This is a genomic window from Nocardia ninae NBRC 108245, assembly GCF_007990755.1.
In the GTDB taxonomy this organism is placed as follows: Bacteria; Actinomycetota; Actinomycetes; order Mycobacteriales; family Mycobacteriaceae; genus Nocardia; species Nocardia ninae.
Window position 1 is genome coordinate 20,828 of the sequence record NZ_BJXA01000079.1, and the last position, 19,941, is coordinate 40,768.

At 67.8% G+C, this 19,941-nt stretch carries 12 protein-coding genes; 5 read left to right on the top strand and 7 right to left on the bottom strand.

The annotated features are described in order from the left end of the window. Window positions 1–41 precede the first annotated feature (41 nt). The 6 genes from NN4_RS36595 to NN4_RS36620 form a co-directional block, all read right to left on the bottom strand. The gene (locus NN4_RS36595; RefSeq protein WP_147140768.1) at window positions 42–7,121 is read right to left on the bottom strand and encodes a non-ribosomal peptide synthetase; all 7,080 of its coding nucleotides are present in this window, start codon (window positions 7,119–7,121) and stop codon (window positions 42–44) included. Window positions 7,122–7,280: 159 nt separating this feature from the next. Next, window positions 7,281–8,108, bottom strand: coding sequence for an ABC transporter ATP-binding protein (locus NN4_RS36600; protein WP_147140770.1), 828 nt, complete (start codon window positions 8,106–8,108; stop codon window positions 7,281–7,283). Window positions 8,109–8,118: 10 nt separating this feature from the next. Continuing rightward, window positions 8,119–9,165, bottom strand: a complete 1,047-nt coding sequence (locus NN4_RS36605) for a FecCD family ABC transporter permease (RefSeq protein WP_147140772.1) — start codon at window positions 9,163–9,165, stop codon at window positions 8,119–8,121. Continuing rightward, window positions 9,162–10,085, bottom strand: coding sequence for an iron chelate uptake ABC transporter family permease subunit (locus NN4_RS36610; RefSeq protein WP_246181282.1), 924 nt, complete (start codon window positions 10,083–10,085; stop codon window positions 9,162–9,164). Before NN4_RS36610 ends, NN4_RS36605 begins: the two co-directional genes overlap by 4 nt. A gap of 196 nt (window positions 10,086–10,281) precedes the next feature. After that, window positions 10,282–12,918: an ATP-binding protein gene (locus NN4_RS36615; RefSeq protein ID WP_186818807.1), complete on the bottom strand. Its 2,637-nt coding sequence runs from the start codon at window positions 12,916–12,918 to the stop codon at window positions 10,282–10,284. Between the two features lie 190 nt (window positions 12,919–13,108). Continuing rightward, window positions 13,109–14,659 carry a (2,3-dihydroxybenzoyl)adenylate synthase gene (locus NN4_RS36620; protein WP_246181283.1) on the bottom strand — a complete coding sequence of 517 codons (1,551 nt, stop codon included), beginning with the start codon at window positions 14,657–14,659 and terminating at the stop codon, window positions 13,109–13,111. A 161-nt stretch (window positions 14,660–14,820) separates the two neighbouring features. Here NN4_RS36620 and NN4_RS36625 point away from each other — a divergent pair, with 161 nt between their 5' ends. From NN4_RS36625 to NN4_RS36645, 4 genes are all read left to right on the top strand, one after another. Then, the gene (locus NN4_RS36625) at window positions 14,821–15,630 is read left to right on the top strand and encodes an SDR family oxidoreductase (RefSeq protein WP_186818808.1); all 810 of its coding nucleotides are present in this window, start codon (window positions 14,821–14,823) and stop codon (window positions 15,628–15,630) included. A 30-nt stretch (window positions 15,631–15,660) separates the two neighbouring features. After that, the gene (locus NN4_RS36630) at window positions 15,661–16,308 is read left to right on the top strand and encodes an isochorismatase family protein (protein WP_147140780.1); all 648 of its coding nucleotides are present in this window, start codon (window positions 15,661–15,663) and stop codon (window positions 16,306–16,308) included. Between the two features lie 28 nt (window positions 16,309–16,336). After that, on the top strand, window positions 16,337–16,585 hold the full coding sequence (locus tag NN4_RS36635) for a phosphopantetheine-binding protein (RefSeq protein ID WP_147140782.1): 249 nt from the start codon (window positions 16,337–16,339) through the stop codon (window positions 16,583–16,585). Window positions 16,586–17,030: 445 nt separating this feature from the next. Then, window positions 17,031–17,747 (top strand): DUF8020 domain-containing protein, encoded by a 717-nt coding sequence (locus tag NN4_RS36645; RefSeq protein WP_147140784.1) that lies wholly within the window; start codon window positions 17,031–17,033, stop codon window positions 17,745–17,747. Window positions 17,748–17,842: 95 nt separating this feature from the next. On the opposite strand, the gene NN4_RS36650 is transcribed toward NN4_RS36645, so the two are convergent. Continuing rightward, entirely contained in the window at window positions 17,843–18,823 is a 981-nt protein-coding gene (locus NN4_RS36650) for a LysR family transcriptional regulator (RefSeq protein ID WP_147140786.1), read from the bottom strand. Window positions 18,824–19,675: 852 nt separating this feature from the next. Here NN4_RS36650 and NN4_RS36655 point away from each other — a divergent pair. After that, window positions 19,676–19,941: hypothetical protein (locus NN4_RS36655; protein WP_147140788.1), on the top strand; the 266-nt coding region annotated here is incomplete at its 3' end.

Below are 19,941 nucleotides of genomic sequence, written 5' to 3' on the forward strand. Positions count from 1 at the left end.
TGACATGGATGGGTGTTCTTTCTGTCTTGTCGGGGGAGAGGTCATGCGCGAATCGCCGGATCCACGTCGAGCAGCGCCGCGACCTCGGTCCAACCCTTCGGGGACACGATGTCGAAGTGCGAGTAGGGGAGTCGCCGTACCACCAGCCGGGCGCCGGCGGCCCGCCACCCGGCCAGCTGGGCCTCGGCGCGTCCGGGTTCGGTGCCGGTGTCGGCGGAATACAGGGCCATCGGGCCGCTGTAGCGCGGCGATTCGGACTCGGTGACCATGCGCAGCAGCGCCGTCGCGGCCGAGCGGATGGCCACCGCGAGCTCCGGCTGGTCCTCGGGAATCTCGGGCAGCAGCCGGTCCAGCTCGGCGGGGTCGGCGAGGCTGCGAACGGCCCGGTCCGTGAGATCGGACAGCGGATGCGAATCGACCAGGCCCACATAGGCGAGCTCGTCGCCCTCGGCCGCCATGGCCGCGGCCAGTGCATGCACGATATTGCCGCCCAGTGAGTAGCCGAGCAGGCGGTACGGGCCCCGCGGCTGGATGCGGCGGATGGTGGCCAGGTAGTGCCTCGCCAGATCGTCGAGCGTGCGGGCGTGGAAATCGTTGTCGCTCATCAGCGGTAGCTGCAGACCCACGATCGGCCGGTCGGCGCGCAGCAGCCGGGCCAGCGGACCGAACTGCCATGCGGTGCCGCCCACCGGGTGGACGCAGAACAGCGGTGCGGCCGAGCCGCCGGTGCGCAGTTCCAGCACGTGATCGAGGCGCCGGCCCAGCATCGCGAGTCCATCGACCGACGGCGACGCGCCCGATGCGGCGGTGCCGAGGCGCGCCGCGAGCGCGCGCGGGGTGGGTGCGGCGAACACATCGTCGAGCACCGCCGCGATACCCGCACGACCGAGCCGTCCGATCAATCGCACGGCCGAGAGCGAATGGCCGCCCGCGGCGAAGAAGTCGTCGTCCGCGGCGATCTCGGGGACCGACAGCACGGCGGCCATGGCCGCGCGGACGACGTCGAGTCGACCCGCGTCGCGGACGACGTCGAGTTGCCTCGCGTCGCGGACGACGGTCGTCGTTGCCACCTGCTCGGGTGCGGCGGAGTCCGGCGCCGGGAGCGCTTTGCGGTCGATCTTCTCGCTGGCGGTGCGGGGAATATGGTCCAGCACCAGGAAGGCGGCCGGAATCATGTACGCGGGCAAGGCCGTACGCAGCTGTTCGCGCACCGCCTCGGTGTCGAGTTCGACCCCGGACCGAGCGATGAGATAGGCGACCAGGCGCTGATCGCCCGGGGTGTCCTCGCGCAGCAGCACGACGGCCTGGGCCACCCCCGCGCAGGTGAGCAGTGCCGATTCGATATCGCCGAGTTCGATCCGCTGGCCGCGCAGTTTCACCTGGCTGTCGCCGCGGCCGACGTACTCGAGTTCCCCGGCGGGGGTCCACTTCACCAGGTCGCCGGTGCGGTACATCCGGTTGCCGCGGCCGTACGGGTCGGCGATGAATGCGCCCGCCGTCAGGTCCGGGCGGGCGAGGTAGCCGCGGGCCAATTGCACACCGGTGAGATACAACTCGCCGACCGTTCCGGCCGGGACCGGGCGTAGCCGCTCGTCCAGGACGCGCACGCCGGCTCCGCTCGCGGGGCGGCCGATGGGGACGGACAGGGTGTCGGCGTCGGTGGTCTCGTGGTAGGTGATGCACACGGCGGCCTCGGTGGGGCCGTAGAGGTTGTTGACGTGGGCGCCGGTGCGGGCGCGGACGCGGTGGGCGGTGGCGGGCGGGAGGGCTTCGCCGCCGGTGATGACGCAGCGCAGATCGTTGCCGGTGAGGTCGGTCTCCTCGGCCAGGACGGTGAGCATGGAGGTCGTCATCTGGACGGTGGTCACGTGCTCGTCGCGCATCAGCTGCGCCTGGTAGTACGGGTCCTTGTGGCCATCGGGCCGGGTCAGGACGATGCGAGCGCCGACAAGCAGGGGAAGGAACAGTTCCAGCAGGGAGGCGTCGAAGATGGGCGGGGTGCGGTAGAGGACGGTGTCGGCCGGGCCGAAATGCTGTTGGCGCTGCAGCCATTCGAAGGTGTTGACGATCGCCTCGTGGGCGACCGTGACGCCCTTCGGGACGCCGGTGGAGCCGGAGGTGAACAGCAGGTAGGCGGAGTTCGCGGGACGCAGCGGGGAAACCCGCTCGGCATCGGCGATCTCGATGTCGGCGAATCCGGTGGTATCCAGCTGGTCGACGGCGACGACCTGGGCTCGGCCGGTAGCGAAACCATCGGCCGAGGTGCTGAGAACCAATGCCGGAGTGGCGGTTTCGAGGATGCTGTCGATCCGTTGCGCCGGCTGTTCCGGATCGATCGGCAGGTAGACGCCGCCGGATCGGATGATCGCGTGGGCGGCGACCACCGCGTCGACGCCGCGATGCATTGCCACCGCGACCACCGTTTCGGGGCCGATAGCCTGCGAAATCAGCCAGCGAGCCAGGCGGTTCACCCGGGCATGGAAGGCGGCGTAGTCGACCGTGCCGCCCTCGGCCGTGACAGCGGAAGCAGTGGGATCGATCGCCGCCGTGCCCCAGGTTGCGAGGGTTTCGCCGTGGGTCTTCCGCGGGCGAACCGTCTCGGTGACCGCCGCGACGGTGGCCTCGGGATCGGCGGTCAGCGCGGTGAGCACCGCGCCGAGTCGGTCCGCGAGCTGAGTGGCGACCGCCTCCGGCACTGCCGCCGGATCATGGTGCAGCAGTAGGTCGAAAGTTTCGTTGGGCCGCGCGGTCACCACGATCGGGTAGTGGGTGAGGCTGTGCACGGCGACATCGGCTACCCGGAGCTGATGGTGTTCCGGTTGTCGCAGACCGGATTTCGGGAAGTTCTCGAAGACGACCAGGCTGTCGAACAAGCGGCCGAGGCCGACGGCCCGCTCGACGGTGGCCAGACCGAGGTAGCCCTGGGTCTGCATCTCGAACGAGGTCCGCTGGAAGTCGGCGAGCTGATCCGGCAACGAGCGCCGCGAATCCAGGTGCAGCCGAACGGGAACCGTATTGCTGAACAACCCGACCGTGGTCTCGACATTCGCCAGCTCCGCGGGACGGCCGGAGACGACCGTGCCGAATACGATGTCGGTGCGGCCGAGCTGGTCGGCCAGCACCATCGACCAGGCGCCTTGCAACAGGGTGTTCATGGTGAGCCCGAAGTGCCTGCTCACCGTCTCCAGGGCGGTGCCGAAGTCGTCGGGCAGCGGCACCCGCAGACCCACGGCGTGCGAGCGCTGTCCGGCGATGCCGACTAGAGACGGTGCGGGCAACCCGATCAGATAGTCGCGCCAGCGTTCCAGCGCCGCCTCGATGTCGCGGGCACCGAGCCAAGCCAGATAGTCACCGTAATAGCCGGGTACCGGCAGTGTTTCGCCGTCGCCGTGGTACAGCGCCAGCGCCTCGCGCAGCATGATCGGCACCGACCAGCCGTCGGCAAGCAAGTGATGCGCCATCAGGATCAGACGCTGCGAGGTGTCGCTCAGGCGAATCAGCAGGACCCGCAGTAGCGGTGGCGCGGAGATATCGAACCGCTCGCCACCGGCCTGCCGCTCCAGCTCGCCCGCTGCCCGGTCGACCTCTTCGGCCGTGAGCGTGCGCAGATCCTCGACACGCCAACCTAATTCGGGCGCACTGGGCAGCACCTGCACCGGTTGGTCGAACTGCTGGTAGCAGAAGGCCGCACCCAGATTCGGATGGCGAGCCAGCATCCGCTCGAAGGCCGTCCGCAGTTGATCCGGCTCGACCGCACCGGCCAGCTCGAAACGCGCTGTCATGGTGTAGATGTCGTCGTCACCATCGCGCAGCGCGTGGAACAGCAACCCTTCCTGCAACGGCGAGAGCGGCAGTACGTCGGCGACCGGACCGTACCGCGCCGTCAACTCATCGATGCTCTGCTGCGGCAGCGCCATCGAGATACCGCGCGCCACCGCAGGGGTAGCGGGGGATTCAATGCCGGGCGCCGCCGCAGCAGCGGTGGCGGCGAGCTCGGCCAGCGGACGCCGCGTCAGCAGGTCCTGCGGCGACAGGATCAACCCCTGCTCGCGCAGCCTGCTGCTCACACTGATGGCGGTGATGCTGTCGCCACCGACACCGAAGAAGTCGTCGTCGACGCTGACCGCGTCATGGCCGAGCGCGGTCGAGACGACCGCGCAGACAGCCGCTTCGGCAGGCGTTTCCGGTGACCGCCCACCCGCATCGGACGGTGGTTCGGGCAGTGCCCGCCGATCCAGCTTCCCGTTGACCGTGTGCGGGAGCGCATCCAGCACGACCAGGCGCGACGGCACCAGATGGTCGGGCACCACGTCAGCAAGCCGCGAGCGCAATTCGACGGAATTCAACCCAGTGGCGCCGGCCGGCACCACGTACCCGATCAAGGTGGGTCGCCCGGCGATCTCACGAATGTCGGCAGCAGCGGCCCGCACCTCGGGTAACGCGTCCAACGCCGCTTCGACCTCGCCCAACTCGACGCGATGCCCGCGAATCTTGACCTGATTGTCGACCCGCCCCAGGTATCGGTAGCCGAGCCCCGGGACCCACCGCGCCCGATCACCGGTGCGATACATCCGTGCCCCCGGCGGACCGTAGGGATCGGCGACGAACCGATCCGCTGTCGCATCGGGACGACCGAGGTAGCCGCGGGCAAGCTGGTGCCCTGCCACGTACAACTCGCCGACTCGTCCATCCGCGACAGCCTGCAATCCGTTGTCGAGCAGGTAGATCCGCGAGCCGGGCAACGGCTGCCCGATATACGGCACCTCGCCGCGCACCGGAGCCGCGATGGCATCGACAGTGGACTCGCTCGGCCCGTACAGGTTGACCGCCGTGATCCCCGCTCGCTGGAGGCTCTGCCACAACTCCGGCGAACATGCGTCCCCGCCGAGCGCCAGCAGCTGCGGCGCGATACGCGCGAGTCCATGCTCCAGCAACCCGGCGACAAAGGCGGGCGTCCCATCGATGACATCGATCCGATCCCGCCTGAAGGCTGCGACCAGCGCGGCCGGATCTCGCCGAATATTACTGTCGTACACCCGAATACAATGTCCGTCGAGGATCCACAGCAACGGATCCAGCGCCGCGTCGAAGGCGAACGACGTCGTATGCGCCACCCGTAGCGCCCGACCCCCGGCCCGCGCCGCTGTTTCGGCGTACATTCCGCCTCGATGTGCGGCCACCAACTGCGCCAGCGCACCGTGGTCCACCAGCACGCCCTTCGGCCGCCCCGTAGACCCTGAGGTGTAGATCAGATAGGCGCCGTGCTTCGAATGCTCTTGCGCTGCAACCTCGTCTACCGACAGAACGTCAAAATGTTCCGCCAGCTCGGCCTGGTACTCAGCGCTGTCGATACCCACCACCCGGACCTGATTCGCCGGGGTGAGGTCCACTGCCAGCGACCCGGTACTCAACACCAATTCCGGTGCCGCGTCATCGATCATGTCGAGCAATCGGGGTGTCGGATGTTCCGGGTCGAGGGGCAGGAAAATGCCGCCTGCCCGCCACACCGCGAACAGGGCCACCACGAACTCCGCCGAGCGCGGGAGGGCTACGCCGACGACCGAATCCGGGCGAATTCCGTTGGCGCGCAGGTAGTGCGCGAGGCGATCGACCCGCTGGGTGAATTCGGTGGCGGTCCACTCCACGCCATCGGCGGCGAGCACGATCGCATCGGGGTGCTCGGTGACCATGCGGCTGAGGGCATTCGGAACCAGCTCGATGGGCGCGGCGTCGGCCGGTACCGAACGTGCGGCCAGCAGTCGGTCGCGCTCGGCGCGGTCGAGCAGCTCGAGGGCGCCGACAGGAGGCTTGTCCACGCCGATGAAGGCGTCGATGACCCGCATCAGGCCGTCGACGCGGCGGCGGACGGAGTCGCCGTCGTTGGTGCGGGCGTCGGATTCGAAGCCCAGCAGGATGGTGTCGTCCGGCAGGGGAGTGACCACCAGGCCGAGGTCTTCGGGCGGGCCGCCCGCCACATTGCGGAGCACGCCCCGGGAGCCGTCGAAGTCGAGGGCGAAGTCGAAGATCTTGAGGTTCATCCCGACTCCGTGCAGGAGTTCACCGGCGCCGTAGCCGTGGAAGTCGCGGGCCAGGTCGTCGCCGCTGTAGCGCTGGTGGGCGCGGACCTCGCGCAGGGCGGCGGCTACTCGCACGGCGAGCTCGCCGAGGCGGTCGTCGGCGCGGACGGGCAGGCGAAGCGGCAGGACATTCACGGCCATGGCCGGAGTGGACAGGGCGGCGCGGCCCACTCGGCCCATGAGCAGCATGGACAGGACCACATCGGAGCTGCCGAGCTCGCGCTGGAGATAGGCGGTGTAGCAAGCGATCAGGACGTCGGCCCAGGTGACGCCGTAGTTGTCGGCGCATTCCTTGAGGAGTGCGAGGGTCCCGGCGGAGAGGATGCCTTCGCCGCGGACCGTGTGCTCGACGGCGCCGCCGACATGGCGGCCGCGACCGTCCAGGTCCGGCCATGGCGTCAGCTGGTCGCGCCAGAACTGGCGGTCTTGTTCGAACTGTTCGCCCGCGCGGTACTCCTGCTCCTCGGCGACGAGGGCGGCAATGGTGCCGAAAGTCTGTTTCGGAGGCTTGGTTCCGCGCCGCATGGAGGTGTAGTGCCCGGCCACGCGGCGGGACAGCAGGGCGGCGCTGTAGCCGTCGACGATCAGGTGGTGGTAGAGCTGCACACACCAGACCTCGGTGTCGCTCAGCCGGATCAGTGTGTAGTTGTACAGCTGGCGATCGACCATGCCGCGGCAGTGCTCAGCGGCGCGGTGGCGTTCGAGGGCGACCGCTTCGTGCGCCAGCGCCAATGGCTGGGCGGCTACGCGCAGGTCGATGGTCGGCCGCAGTTCGGCTGCCGCATCGGTCACGAATTGCCGTGGGCCGTCGCCGGTTTCGCGGAACCGCAGCCGCATGTTCTCGGATTCGGCGACCGTGCGCCGGATAGCCTCGGCCAGCAGATCGACGTCGATGGCCGCCTCGCCGGAGATCTCGAGCACCTCACCGACGAGGTAACGCCCGGATTCCGGATCGAATCGCTGGGCGTTCCAGATGCCCAGTTGCGCTCCGGTGAGCGGCAATCCGGGATGACCCGTGCTCTCGTCCCGTTCCACCACTCCCATGGCAACTCCTTCACCATCTACCTAGTGCGCCCCCCTCCCTCGGTCCACCCGGGCTCGATGAGAGTCCAGCAGGGAGGACTGAGGATAGGTTAACCTAAATTCAGTTTCAACAGAAAAAGGTGACCCTCCCCACCGGATCGGCTACTTCTCGGTGCCGGGTCAGCTCACGCCCGCCGCGTTCTCCGCAAGCGGAATCACGAGTGGCGCACCGGTTTCCGGGTCGTCGATGATCCGGCAGCCGAGCGCGAAGACCTCCTGCACCAACTCGGCGGTCGCGATCTCGCGCGGCGCACCGGCGGCGATCACCCGGCCGTCCCGCATGGCGATGAGGTGATCGGCGTAGCGGAAGGCGTGGTTCAGGTCATGCAGGACGGCGACCACGGTCCGGCCGGAGTTCCGGTTCAGCGAGCGGCACAGATCCAGCAGTTGGATCTGATGCGCGATATCCAGGTAGGTGGTCGGCTCGTCGAGCAGAATGATCGGCGTCTCCTGCGCCAGCACCATGGCGACCCAGACGCGTTGGCGCTGCCCACCGGAGAGCTCGTCCACCGAGCGGGCCGATAGGTCGGTGACGCCGGTGGCCGCCATGGCCGCGGTGACCGCGGCTTCGTCCGCCTGCGACCACTGGCGGAGCAGGGTCTGGTGCGGATATCGGCCGCGCGCAACCAGATCCGCGACTCGGATGCCGTCCGGGGCGGTAGAGGATTGTGGGAGCAGACCGATGCGGCGGGCCACCTCCTTGGCTGGATAGTCGGTGATGGCCTTGCCGTCGAGCAGCACGGCACCGTCTTCCGGGGCGAGCAACCGAGCCAGCGCGCGCAGCATGGTGGATTTTCCGCAGGCATTGGGGCCGATGATCACCGTGAAGGCCCCGTCCGGAATATCCACCGAGAGCTGGTCACTGATGGTCCGGCCGCGATAGCCGAGGCGCACCCGGTCGGCCCGCAATCGGACCCGATCCTGCTGTGCGCTGTGCTTCTCGTTCATCGTCGTTCCCCTAATTCCGTCGCGCCTCGGCGACCAGCACATATGCCAGATACACCCCGCCTACCGAGACGGTGACCACACCGACGGGCAGCGTGGTGGGTGCGAATATCCGCTGCGAGATCCAGTCGCAGGTCACCAGCAGCAGCGCACCCATGGCAGCGGCGGGAGCCAATGCGGTGGAGGCGGTGCGCGCCAGACGGCGGCCCAATTGCGGTGCGGCCAAAGCCAGGAAGGCGATGGGTCCGGCGACGGCCGTGGCGACGGAGCAGAACGCGACGCTCAGCACGATCAGTAGCACGCGGTCGCGTCCGACCCGGATGCCGAACGCCTGCGCCAGATCGTCACCCAATTCCAGGATGTGCAAGCGGGACGCGGTGGCGAGAGCGGCCACGCCGAGGACCGCCAGCAGGATGAGCGTGGGCGCGACCTGCGACGAGGTGGCCCTGCTCAGCGACCCCGCGCCCCAGGCGGCCGCCGACATGGCGGCGGTGAGATCGGCGCGCAGAATGAGCCAGGTATTGACCGAGGCCAGCATGGCGCTGACGCCGATGCCCACGATGATGAGCCGGAATCCGGTGACATTGTGCCGGAAGGCCAGCAGCTGAATGGCAAGGGCGGCAGCCAGTCCGCCGACGAACGCACCCGCCGAGGTTTGGAATCCGCCGCCGCCCAGCGTCAGCATGACGATGAGCGCACCGGTGTAAGCGCCGGTGTTGAAGCCGATCAGATCCGGGCTGCCGAGCGGATTGCGGGTCACCGATTGCAGGATGGCGCCGCTCACTCCGAGCGCCGCGCCCAACGCCAGGGCCAGCACCACGCGCGGAAGTCGCCAGTCCCACACCACGAGTCGGTCGAATCGCTGATCCCCGATGAACAGCGCGCGCAGCACCCGATCCGGTGGAATCGGGTAATCGCCGGTGCCGAGCGACAATACGGCCACGGCCAGTGCGGCGATGACGAGAATCGCGCACACCACCACGGTGCGCACACTCACCCGAACGGCGAGGCGCCGGGTTCGGACCACCAGCACCGAGTGCCCGAAATCGATGGCGGTCATTGTTCGCTCACCCGGGTCCGCCGCGCCAGCCAGATCAGGATGGGTGCACCGAGGAAGGCGGTCACCAATCCCGCCGCCACTTCATCGGGCCGAACGAGTATGCGGCCCAGCATATCCGCGCCAAGCACCAGAATCGGCGCGAGCAGCATGGAGTAGGCGATGACCCAGCGCTGGTCGGGTCCGACGATCCAGCGGGCGATATGCGGCACCGCCAAGCCGACGAAGGTGATCGGCCCCACCGCGGCGGTCGCGGTACCGCACAACAGGGTCAGCGACGTGACGGTGAGCAGCCGGGTCCGCCTGATGTGCACCCCCAGCGCGTGGGCGAGGTCGTCACCGAGGGCGACGGCATTGAGCGAGCGCGCGGCGATCACCGCCGCCACCAGGCCGATGAGAATGAACGGTGTGGCGCCGGTGATGACGTCGTAGCCGCGCCCGGTCAGCGCTCCGGCATCCCAGTTCCGCATATGGTCGAAGGCCTTGGGGTTCAGCAGTATCAACCCCTTGGTGAGTCCGGACAGCACGGCCGTGATGGCGACCCCCGCCAGCGTCAGCCGGACCGGATCCGTCCCCTGCCTGCCCGCGGTGCCCAGCCGGTAGACCACGACCGAGGCCACTGCGGCACCGATGAACCCGAACCACACGTACGACGTGATCTCGGTGACTCCCAGAAAAGCGACCGCTATCGCGATGACGAAGGCCGCCCCGGCATTGATGCCGAGCAGTCCCGGATCGGCCAGCGGATTACGCGTCAGCCCCTGCATGAGGCAGCCGGCCACGCCGAGCGCGAGTCCGGCGAGCAGCCCGAGCAGCGTGCGCGGCACCCGGTACTCGGTGATGACCAGCGCGTCCGCCGACTCGCTTGCGTTCCAGAGCGCATCCCACACCTGCCCGGCCGGAATGGCCTTGGTCCCGATCATGAGACTGAGCAAGCAGGCAGCGATCAGTACGGCAGCCGCCAGCAGCCACCCCGGCCAGCGCCTAGGCCGTACGCGCATACCTTCCATCTGGTAATTTCTCCACGACTTCCGAGCTGTAGCAGGGCCTCCGAGAAGGTTTCGCCGGTCAGGCGCAGGGTCTCCATCGATCAAGCCTTAAAATTTAGGTTTGCCTACCCTAGCGTGTTATCTCGTCCGGCAGTAATCGCCCAGTAGGACGATCGGATGGACCGAGGCGGCGGTAGCTGTCGATGGCGTGGCGCGGATGGGCGGTGTCGCCGAGGGCGGCGCGGCAGCGGACGATGCCTTCCATGGCGCTGGCCTGTTGGATCCGGCTGTCGATATCGCCGGCCACGCGCAGCGCGTGGGTGAACATCGTCAAGGCCTCACCCGGCTCGCCGGCCGCCAACAGCGCCTTCGCGGTGTTGTTCAATGCCTCGACTTCCTGGACGCGGTAGCCGGTCTCGCGCAACAGGACCAGGGCTTGCCGGGAGAGGTCGGTGGCCTGCTCGTGGTTCCCGGTTTCGCGGCACACGGTGCTGAGGTTGACGAGTGCGTCGGCTTCCCCGATGCGGTTGCCGGTCTCCCGGAACAAGATCAGGGCTTGCCGGGATAGGTCGGTGGCTTGCCGGTAATCCCCGGTGTCGCGGCGCACCTTGCCGAGGCAGCTGAGGGCTCTGGCTTCGCCGAGGCGGTAGCCGGCCTCCCGAAACAGAGTTGCGGCGCGCAGCAGCAAGTCGGCGGCCTGCCCGTAGTCCCCGGTGTACCGGCGCACGGTGCCGAGGAAGCCCAGGGCGCTGGCTTCGCCGAGGCGATGACCGATCTCCCGGTACCGGGACAGAACTTGTTGGAACAGCTGCGCGGCTTGCTCGTAGTCGCCGGTGTCTCGGCGCACGCCGCCAAGGCTGGCGAGGGTTCTGGCTTCGCCGAGGAGATAACCGATGTCTCGGTACAGGATCAAGGCCTGCCGAAGTAGGTCGGCAGCCTGGTCGTAGTTTCCGGTCTGCCACTGCACCATGCCGAGGTTGCGGAGCGCGTTGGCTTCGCCGAGGGGGTGGCCGGTCTCCCGGTACAGGGTCAGCACTTGCTGGAGTAGGTCGGTGTCTTGGTCGTAGTTCCCGCTCTGCCACTGCACGGTGGCGAGGTTGGTGAGGGCGTTGGCGCGGCCGAGGCGGTCGTCGAGACGGTCCGCGGCCGCGGCGGCGCGCTCGTGCCAGCGAAGGGCCAGTGACCACGGCCCCTCGCGCTCCAGAAATTCGGCCAGCACCTCGGTCAGCCCGACCATCCGCGCTGGGTCGCGGTCGGCGGTGTATTCGAGACAGGCGAGCAGGGTGGTTCGCTCCATCCGCAGCCACGCCAGCGCGTGCGTCTCGTCGCCGAATTCCGGCAAGACGGCACCGGCTGTGCCGGAGGTGCGCTGGTAATCGGTGGGGCGGGGCTTGTGGGTCAGCCATTGGTCCGCCGCTGCGGCGGTGCTCAGGTAGTAGTCCAGCAATCGCTGCACCGGCGCGGTGCCGTCGCTGGACGACGCGGCGAGGGCGCGCGCGTATTCGCGGACCAGGTCGTGCAAGCAGTAGCGGCCGGGTGTGGTCTCCTCGACCAGGTGGTCGGTGTACAGCGCATCGAGTTCGGTGCGTGCCTCGGCAAGCGGTATGTCGTTCAGCGCGGCGACGGCGTAGGCGTCGAAGTCGGTGCCGGGGTGTAGTCCCAGCGTGCGGAACAGTTGCTGCCTGCCGGGTGGCAGGTTTTCGTAGGAAGCGGTGAACGCGGCACGCACCGCGCGTTGACCGGCGTCGAGTTCACCGAGCCGGTCCTGGGCGGCGCGGAACTGTTCGGCCAGTCCGGCGAGCGTCCACACCGGATGGTGAGCGGTTCGGCCGGCCAGTAGCACGATCGCCAGTGGTAAATACCCACAGAGCCGGACGATCTCGGCGACGGCCGCGATGTCCTCGCCCTGTGGGTTGCGTTGCGCCAGCCGGCAGAACAGGTCTTTCGCCGTGTCGGGGTCGAGGGTGTCCAGTGGTAGTGGGAGGGCGCTGTCGAGGGCGACGAGCCGACGGCGGCTGGTGATCAAGGTGAGGCATTCGGGTCCGGTGGGCAGCAGCGGTTCGATTTGGTTGTGGTCGCGGGCGTCGTCGAGGATCAGCAGCACTCGTTTGGCGGCGACGCGGTCGCGCCACAGGTCACGGCGGGCGTCGAGGGTATCGGGGATGTGGCTGGGTGCGATGCCGAGGCCGGTGAGCAGGGTGGCCAGCACCTCGGCGGGATCCGCGGGCTCCTGTCCGGGGGTGTGGGTGTTCAGTTCGACGAAGAACCGGCCGTCGGGAAACGAATCCGACAGCAGGTGCGCCGCATGGGTGACCAACGTGGTTTTCCCGACGCCGGGCATGCCGTCGACAGTGTGGATGGCGACCACCCGGCCCGGTCCTGCCGCATCCAGGATCCGCTGCACCTCGACCTCACGCCCGACGAAGGTGGGGACATCCCGTCGCAGCGAGGTCAGCACCGTGGGACGGACCGGCTGGGTGCTGGCCGCCTTCCACAGATGCCGCCAGGCCGACCGGTTCGACAAGGGTGCGGGGACGGGACCGGACGCTTGCCGGGCCAGCGAAATCAGTGTCACCAGCACCGGATCCAGCGATTCGAAGCGGGAGGGCACGTTGCGCCCGGTCCGCCAATCGCTGATGCGCTGCATCAACGACCGATGGCTCTGTGCCGGTGTGCGGGCGGCCTTCCTGCGTTCCTCGGTCGCCGCCGCGACCCGCGCCAGCGTCGGATTGCCTGCGGCCTCCCAGAGTTCGGCGAACCTGGCCACGAATAGCGCTCGTGGCGAAGTGTCTTCGCCGCTGCCCCCGTTCCGACCGGTCTCGCTCGTCTCACCGCACACAACAACACACGATAGGGGCATGATCCGTCGATTGTGGATCCGAGCTTGCCCACTGTCGCTCCCCGATAGCGCCTGAGCCCGACATAGCGACTGCGGCTCCTGTCGCGATCGGCCTGGGTCAGGTTGCGGTCGCTTGCATGGCGAGCGCTGCGCGTAGGGAGCGGCGGCTGATCTTGCCGACGCCGGTCTCCGGGAAGCTGTCCACCACTTGGAGCAGATCGGGAATCTTCCAAGTGGCCACGCCGCGCTCCCGCACGAACTGGCGGATCTGGCCCAGTGCGGGCGGCGTCGTCGGGTCGGCCGCCAGTACGAACACACAGCTGCGCTCGCCGAGTCGCTCGTCGGGCACCGAGACGACGATGGCGTCGCGAATCAACGGATGATCGAGCAGATGCGCCTCGATCTCCTCGGCCGAGATCTTCTCGCCGCCGCGGTTCACGCGGTCGCCGAGCCTGCCCTTGACCACGAGGTTGCCGTCCGCGCGCAGGTTGACGACGTCGCCGGTGCGGTACCAGCCGTCCTCGGTGAACGACGACGCATTGGCCTCGGGATTACGGTAGTAGCCGCGAATCGTGTACGGCCCCTTGGTGATCAGCAGTCCGTCGGTACCGGGCGGTACCGGGTTCCCCGCTTCGTCGACCACCGCGACCTGATCGTGCTCGGACATCGGGCGGCCCTGGGTCGAGAGCACCACCTCTTCCGGGTCGTCGAGCCGGGTGTAGCAGACCAGGCCCTCGGCCATGCCGAACACCTGCTGCAGGGTGGCGCCGAGGGCGGGTCCGATGCGGCGGGCCAGCTCGTCCGGGCAGCGGGCGCCACCGACGAGCAGCACCCGCAGGCTCGAAATGTCGTACTTGCTACTGGCTTCCGCGCGTTCGACCCAGAGCCGGGCGAGCGGCGGGACCAGGCCGCTGATGGTGACCCCGAACCGTTCGATCGCTTGGAACGCGGTGGTGGGGGAGGGGTCGATGGCCAGCGCCACGGTGCCGCCCGCGTACAGCGCACCCAGAATTCCCGGCGAACTCATCGGGAAGTTGTGCGCCACCGGCAACGCCGCGAGGTAGACGCTGGTGCTGTCGAGCTGGCAGAGCTCCGCGCTGCGGCGCACGCTGTAGAGGTAGTCGTCGTGCGTGCGCGGAATGAGTTTCGGTGTTCCGGTGCTGCCGCCGGACAGCTGCAGGAACGCGATATCGGCGGCGGCCACCGTCGGCAGGTCGCGCGGGGCGGCCCGCAGGTCGTCGAGGGCGCGGATGCCGCCGGGCAGTGCGGTTCCGTCGTTGTCCGGGACAACGATCACGTGCCGCAGGTCCGGGGCGTGGTCACGCAGAATCGCGGCGAGGGTGGCGTGATTGAACCTCTGGTGGTGGTGGCAGGTGACGGCGGCCACCGCGCCGCTGGCCTGCGCGATCGGGACCAGCTCGGACTGCCGGTGCGCGGGCAGGCAGAAGACCGGCAGCGCACCCGCGTAGAAGAGGCCGAAGATCACCTCGACGAATTCGGCGATGTTGGGCAGCTGGACCAACACCCGATCACCAGGCTGGATGCCGAGTTCGAGGAAGCCGGACGCCAGCGATGTGGCGCGCTGCTCGAGCTCGGCGTACGTCCAGCGGTTCCGGTCGTCTACCACGGCGATCGCGTTCGGCGTTGTGCCTGCGCGCGAGCTGAGCATGTCGCCGAAGGTCTCGCCGGTCCAGTACCCCAGCTCGCGGTATTGCGTGGCTTCGGTTGCCGGCCAAGGGGTTAGGTCGGATTGAGACGGCACTATCGAACTCCTTCTAGCCGAAACGTCGATGATTTACTTCTATCAAAAATTAAGGTTAGGCTAAGCATATGTCTAGGGAGAGTAAAGCCGGTAGCGGTGTGATAGTCACCGGCGCCGCCGGTGGCATCGGCCGAGCGGCGGCGGAGATCTTCGCGGCCAGGTCGGCGGCACCGGTGGTGCTGTGGGACCAGGATCCGGCGGTGCACGACACCGCCGGCGAGATCCGCGCGACCCGAGCGGCGAGCATCACGCATGCGGAACAGGTCGATGTGACCGACGCCGACTCTGTCGACCGCGCCTTCGCTGCCGCCATCGATCGTATCGGCCCGATCGACGCCGTCGTACATGCGGCGGGCGTCCTGGAAACCGGTGCGGTGTCGGAATTGACCGGGGCGCAATGGGATCGGTGCCTGGCGGTGAACGCCACCGGGACGATGAACGTCACCCGCCGGGCCGCCGCGGTGCTCGCCGCGAACGGCGGCGGCTCGATCGTGGTCGTCACCTCGAACGCGGCGACGACGCCTCGGGTCGGGATGGCCGCCTACGGTGCGTCCAAGGCGGCGGCGACGGCCTTCGCCATGGCGCTCGGCCTGGAGGTGGCCGCCGCGGGTGTCCGGGTGAACGTGGTGTCACCGGGCTCCACCGACACGCCCATGCTGCGCGGCATGTGGACCGAGGACGCGGCCGAATTGTCCGCAGCTGCCCGCGATCACGTCTTGGCGGGTGACCCGGCGAACTTCCGGCTCGGCATCCCGTTGCGCCGGGTGGCGCAGCCCGAGGACGTCGCCGAGAGCATCTACTTCCTGACATCCCCCGGTGCCCGGCACATCACCATGCACGACCTGCGCGTCGACGGCGGCGCCACCTTCGACGCGTGAGCGTCCCATCATCGAACAGGAGATAGACCGTTGGCCATCCCGCCGATAGCGCCGTACTCGATTCCGGCGCGCGAGGACGTCGAGGCGAATCAGGTGCCGTGGTCGCTGGATCCGTCGAGGTCCGCGCTGCTGATCCACGATATGCAGCGCTACTTCATCGACGCCTACCAGCCCGACCTCGACCCGATCGCGACCGTCACCGCGAACATCGCGCGCCTGCGCGAGCAGTGCAACGCGGCAGGCGTCCCGGTGATCTACACCATGCAGCCCGGCGACCAGCATCCCTCGCGCCGTGGCATTCTCGCGGACTTCTGGGGCAGCGGACTGAGCAACGGCCCGTCCGCCGCGATCATCGACCAACTGGCGCCCGGCCCGGCCGATATCCAGGTCACCAAGTGGCGCTACTCCGCCTTCCAGCGGACCGACCTGCGCGAGTTGCTCAATCACTACAACCGCGATCAGCTCGTCATCACCGGCGTGTACGCCCACATGGGTTGCATGCTCAGCGCCGCGGACGCGTTCATGAACGACATCAAGCCGTTCGTGGTGCTGGACGCGACCGCGGACTTCGGGCGCGACGAGCACGTGATGGCCATGAACTATGTCGCGCGCCGCTGTGGCGCGGTGACCACCACCGACGCGCTGGAATTCGCGCTGCGGCAATCGAATGCGGCCTGATCAGGCGCTGGAAATCTCGAGGAGAAACATGAGCGAGCCGGTTACCTTCGGCCGCCAGGACGTGATCGCCGATGTCGCGGCCGCGTTGGGTGTGGCACCACACGAGGTGCCTGAAGACGCGGATCTGACCGACGCGGGTTTGGATTCGGTGCGGCTGATGTCGCTGGTCGAGAAGTGGCGGTCCGGTGGGGCGGAGCAGGCGGACTTCGCGACCTTGGCGGCCGAGCCGGTGCTGAGCGCCTGGCTCGATGTTCTCGTGCCTGCGGATCAGTCCTGACCGACGAGCCTGCGGTTTCGCTCGTCACGGACTGCCGGCCCGACTGGGCGCGTTTCCCCAGTTGCACCATGACAGGTTCGTCGTGATCGGACCACACGGCCTCGGCTACCCGCAGGGTGGCACGGAACACACCCACGGTCTTTCGTTCTCGCCGCTGGCCGTTGTCGCGGTTCGGACCGGTGAGATCGTCCGCTCCTTCGCGCGGTGCTCGGTAGCGGGCGTCCGCGCCGAATATGCCGTTGAGCGGGCTGGAAGGTAGCCCGACAGCTGCGCCGCAGGCCGTCGGCCTGCGGCGCAATCGGACAACCCGATGTCCGCGGGGGCATCCGGGGCGCCTCCGTGTACTCGGACCCAGAAATGCGGCCAGAAACGTACCTGTTGACAGGTTTAGGTCTGCCTAACCTAAGCTCAACGCATCCCGACCACACCTGAGAAGGAATTAAGAATGTTGATGAGGAACTTTGCCGCGACGGCCTCGCTGCTGATCGCCGCGTTAGGCGTCACGGCCGGCACGGTCAACGCGGCACCGGCGGCGGAAGCCGACGCGCCGATCAATTTCACCGCCGAGACCACCGACACCCAGGCCATCGTCTCCCTGGACGCGGGCTCGCTCGTGGTCGAGGACGGCGCGCTGAAGATCAAGGCCGCCAACGGCAATGTCGTCGCGGGCACCCCGCTGCAGTTCCGGCTCGACGACTTCACCTTCCCGATCGCCGCGGACATCTCCGGCCGCACCGCGAAGCTGACCCCGCAGCTGGACATGGGCAAGGCCGTTTACACCCCGGTCGCCATGCCCTTCGAGGACAAGGCCCCCTGGAAGACCGAGTACGACCGTGAGCAGGCTGCCTGGAGCCGGATGACGGCCACCATCAGCCTCGGCGCCAGCATCGCGACCCTGGTCGGCGGCATCGGTGGCGCGGCCGTCGGCTGTGTCCTCGGCGGCGTCGTCGGCGGTGCCGTGATCGGTGGCACCATCGTCGGCCTGTTCGGTCCGTTCCTTGGTGGTATCGCCGCGGGTTGCCTCGCCGGCGCGGCCGCCATGGGCGCCCTCGGCACGGTCGCGGGCCAGATCTTCATCACCGCTCCGGTGGCGATCGGCGCGGTGATCCAGTACTTCACCACGATCAACCAGCCGTTCAACCCGCCGGCTCCGGCCAAGTAGTTCCGGCTGGCTGCACAGATATAGGTCAGGCCCCGCTTCGGCGGGGCCTGACTTGTTCTACGCGCTGTCGCCGGGACCGGGAGTGCGGCTGGTCGTTACGAAGGCAGGGGGCCGACCGGCACCGGAGTGCGGTGCGACACTTCGGGTTCCGGGCGCCGGATCTCCAGCAGTCCCGCCGCGCCGAACTTCCGGACGAGTTCCGAGTCGCTGATGACCTCGAGGAACTTCTCCACATGCATCGACTTGTCGCGCGCATGCACGGTCAATTCCCGGCGAATCGGGCGGGACAGCCGAATGATGGACAGCAGCCGGGCCGATCCGTGCAGTGCCATCTTCGGCACCAGCGCGACGCCGACCCCGTGTTCCACCAGGCTCAGTGCGGTGGTCACATCGGGGGCGCGGACGGCGAACCGGACGTGTACGCCGGCCCGGCCCGCCTCGCGCGAGACCGTGTCGGTCAAATCGGAGTTCGCGCCGCACCGAATCCACGGCGCCTCGACCAGTTGTTTCCACGAGCCGTCGAAGCTGCTGCGCTGACTGGGATGGCAGACGACGACGAGTTCTTCCTCGCCGAAGCAGTGCACGACCCGCGAGCTGGTCTGCTCCAGCGGTCCCACGGCCACATCGAGCGCGCCCTCTTCGAGCGTCGCGTTCAGCTCGCGCAGGTCGGTGAACGCCCTGACCTCGATGCTGTCGATATTCCGTTCGTGGCGCATCCGGTAGATCAATGGCGGCAGCAGCTTCTGGGCAATCGTCGGCGTCGTGCCGACGGTCATCACGCCGTCGCCGAACGTCTGCCCCATGGCCATGGCCTGCCGGGCGGATTCAACGACATCGGAGGCCTGGGCGAAGAACTCTCTGCCGAACTTGGTGAGCCTCGACCTGCGTGACCGCGGATCGAACACCTTCCGGCCGAGCGAGGTCTCCAGCGCGTCGATCTGTTGCGACATCGCCGAGGGAGTTATTCCGAACCGCCGCGCGGCGGCGGACAGTGAACCCAGCTGCACTGCGTTCACAAAGTAATCGAACTGTCGGAGCGTGATCGTATTGGAAGTAAGCAAGGGGTAATCAGACATCGGCAACCTTTGTATCGAGCCGTCGGCTCATCCGCAGCACCTTCGGTCCATCACTGAAAATTAAGTGGCATTCCGTCACCGAGTCATGGCACGCGCCGGTCGACACGGACCGGCAATCACATCACATTCTTTCGTTAACTGTGCGTTCATCCGCGAATTGTGGCGAAGCCGGAATGGCTGCCATCGAGGTGTTGCGCCGACTTGTGTGCAAGCAGTATCTACTGCGGTGACTGCTACGTCAAACGTTACGCCAAGCTAAACCTCCATGTAACCCAGATCACATTGTTGCTTCAATTGCATGACTCGGCCGCGCCCCGACCTGGGTCGATTGCGGACGAACGTTCCGTCTGCAACTGATGGCGTACGACCTTCCTTCGGGCTCGCAGGATGCGCGTCACGGAACCATTTTGACCACGAATGGCCTTGGTTAGGTGCTGATTCAAGGAAAATCTCAACGGATATTAGCCCGCCTAACAACGCCTGCTGGGGAGCCGTTATCGAGACCCTGCCGCAGCGTTGTGGTGATTCGACAGTAGGCGTCGAACCGGGTCGCCGAGAGCTGTGCTGTGATCCGGTGGTGATCTGTGGAAGCAGTTCCTGTGATATGGCTGTGATCGGGTATCGGTGCGACTGTTAATCGGACCTTGATTCGATGTAAGAATGTCCGTTCTGCTTGTTGGTCACACCCGCCGAGTTCTACGCTCCGAAATGGAAGCCGACAGCCCGCAGTACCGCGTAGATGACCGCAGAGCGGCGGTCGAACGGCTCCCGACCGGCAGTTCGGACCAGGTCGTACCCAGCGGTGGGCTGTCGGCTTCGCCAGCGATCCAGCATTTCGAAGGAAGGCATCTGATGGGGAAGCACAGCGCGCCGCGAAATAATGTCGTTCCCGCGCGACTGGCGGTGCTCTCGACGGCGACACTGATCGGCCTGGCGGTCTCGACCCAGGGCGGCGCCGGGCAGGCCATCGCGGAGGGGACGAACTCCGCCGCGGGCTCGGGTGACGACGTTTGGATCGCGCCGCCGAAGCAGGTGGTGTCCCCGGTGGTGGTGCCAGCGACCTATCAGCAGCAAGCACGGCCGAACGTCGCCGCGCCCGTCCGGGCCGAGCGACCGGC

What these genes read in the sequence shown, in the direction of transcription:
- NN4_RS36595 (WP_147140768.1), bottom strand. Translation starts at nt 7,121, where the DNA reads ATGGGAGTGGTGGAACGGGACGAGAGCACGGGTCATCCCGGATTGCCG.
- NN4_RS36600 (WP_147140770.1), bottom strand. Translation starts at nt 8,108, where the DNA reads ATGAACGAGAAGCACAGCGCACAGCAGGATCGGGTCCGATTGCGGGCC.
- NN4_RS36605 (WP_147140772.1), bottom strand. Translation starts at nt 9,165, where the DNA reads ATGACCGCCATCGATTTCGGGCACTCGGTGCTGGTGGTCCGAACCCGG.
- NN4_RS36610 (WP_246181282.1), bottom strand. Translation starts at nt 10,085, where the DNA reads ATGATCGGGACCAAGGCCATTCCGGCCGGGCAGGTGTGGGATGCGCTC.
- NN4_RS36620 (WP_246181283.1), bottom strand. Translation starts at nt 14,659, where the DNA reads ATGCTCAGCTCGCGCGCAGGCACAACGCCGAACGCGATCGCCGTGGTA.
- NN4_RS36625 (WP_186818808.1), top strand. Translation starts at nt 14,821, where the DNA reads ATGTCTAGGGAGAGTAAAGCCGGTAGCGGTGTGATAGTCACCGGCGCC.
- NN4_RS36635 (WP_147140782.1), top strand. Translation starts at nt 16,337, where the DNA reads ATGAGCGAGCCGGTTACCTTCGGCCGCCAGGACGTGATCGCCGATGTC.
- NN4_RS36645 (WP_147140784.1), top strand. Translation starts at nt 17,031, where the DNA reads ATGTTGATGAGGAACTTTGCCGCGACGGCCTCGCTGCTGATCGCCGCG.
- NN4_RS36650 (WP_147140786.1), bottom strand. Translation starts at nt 18,823, where the DNA reads ATGTCTGATTACCCCTTGCTTACTTCCAATACGATCACGCTCCGACAG.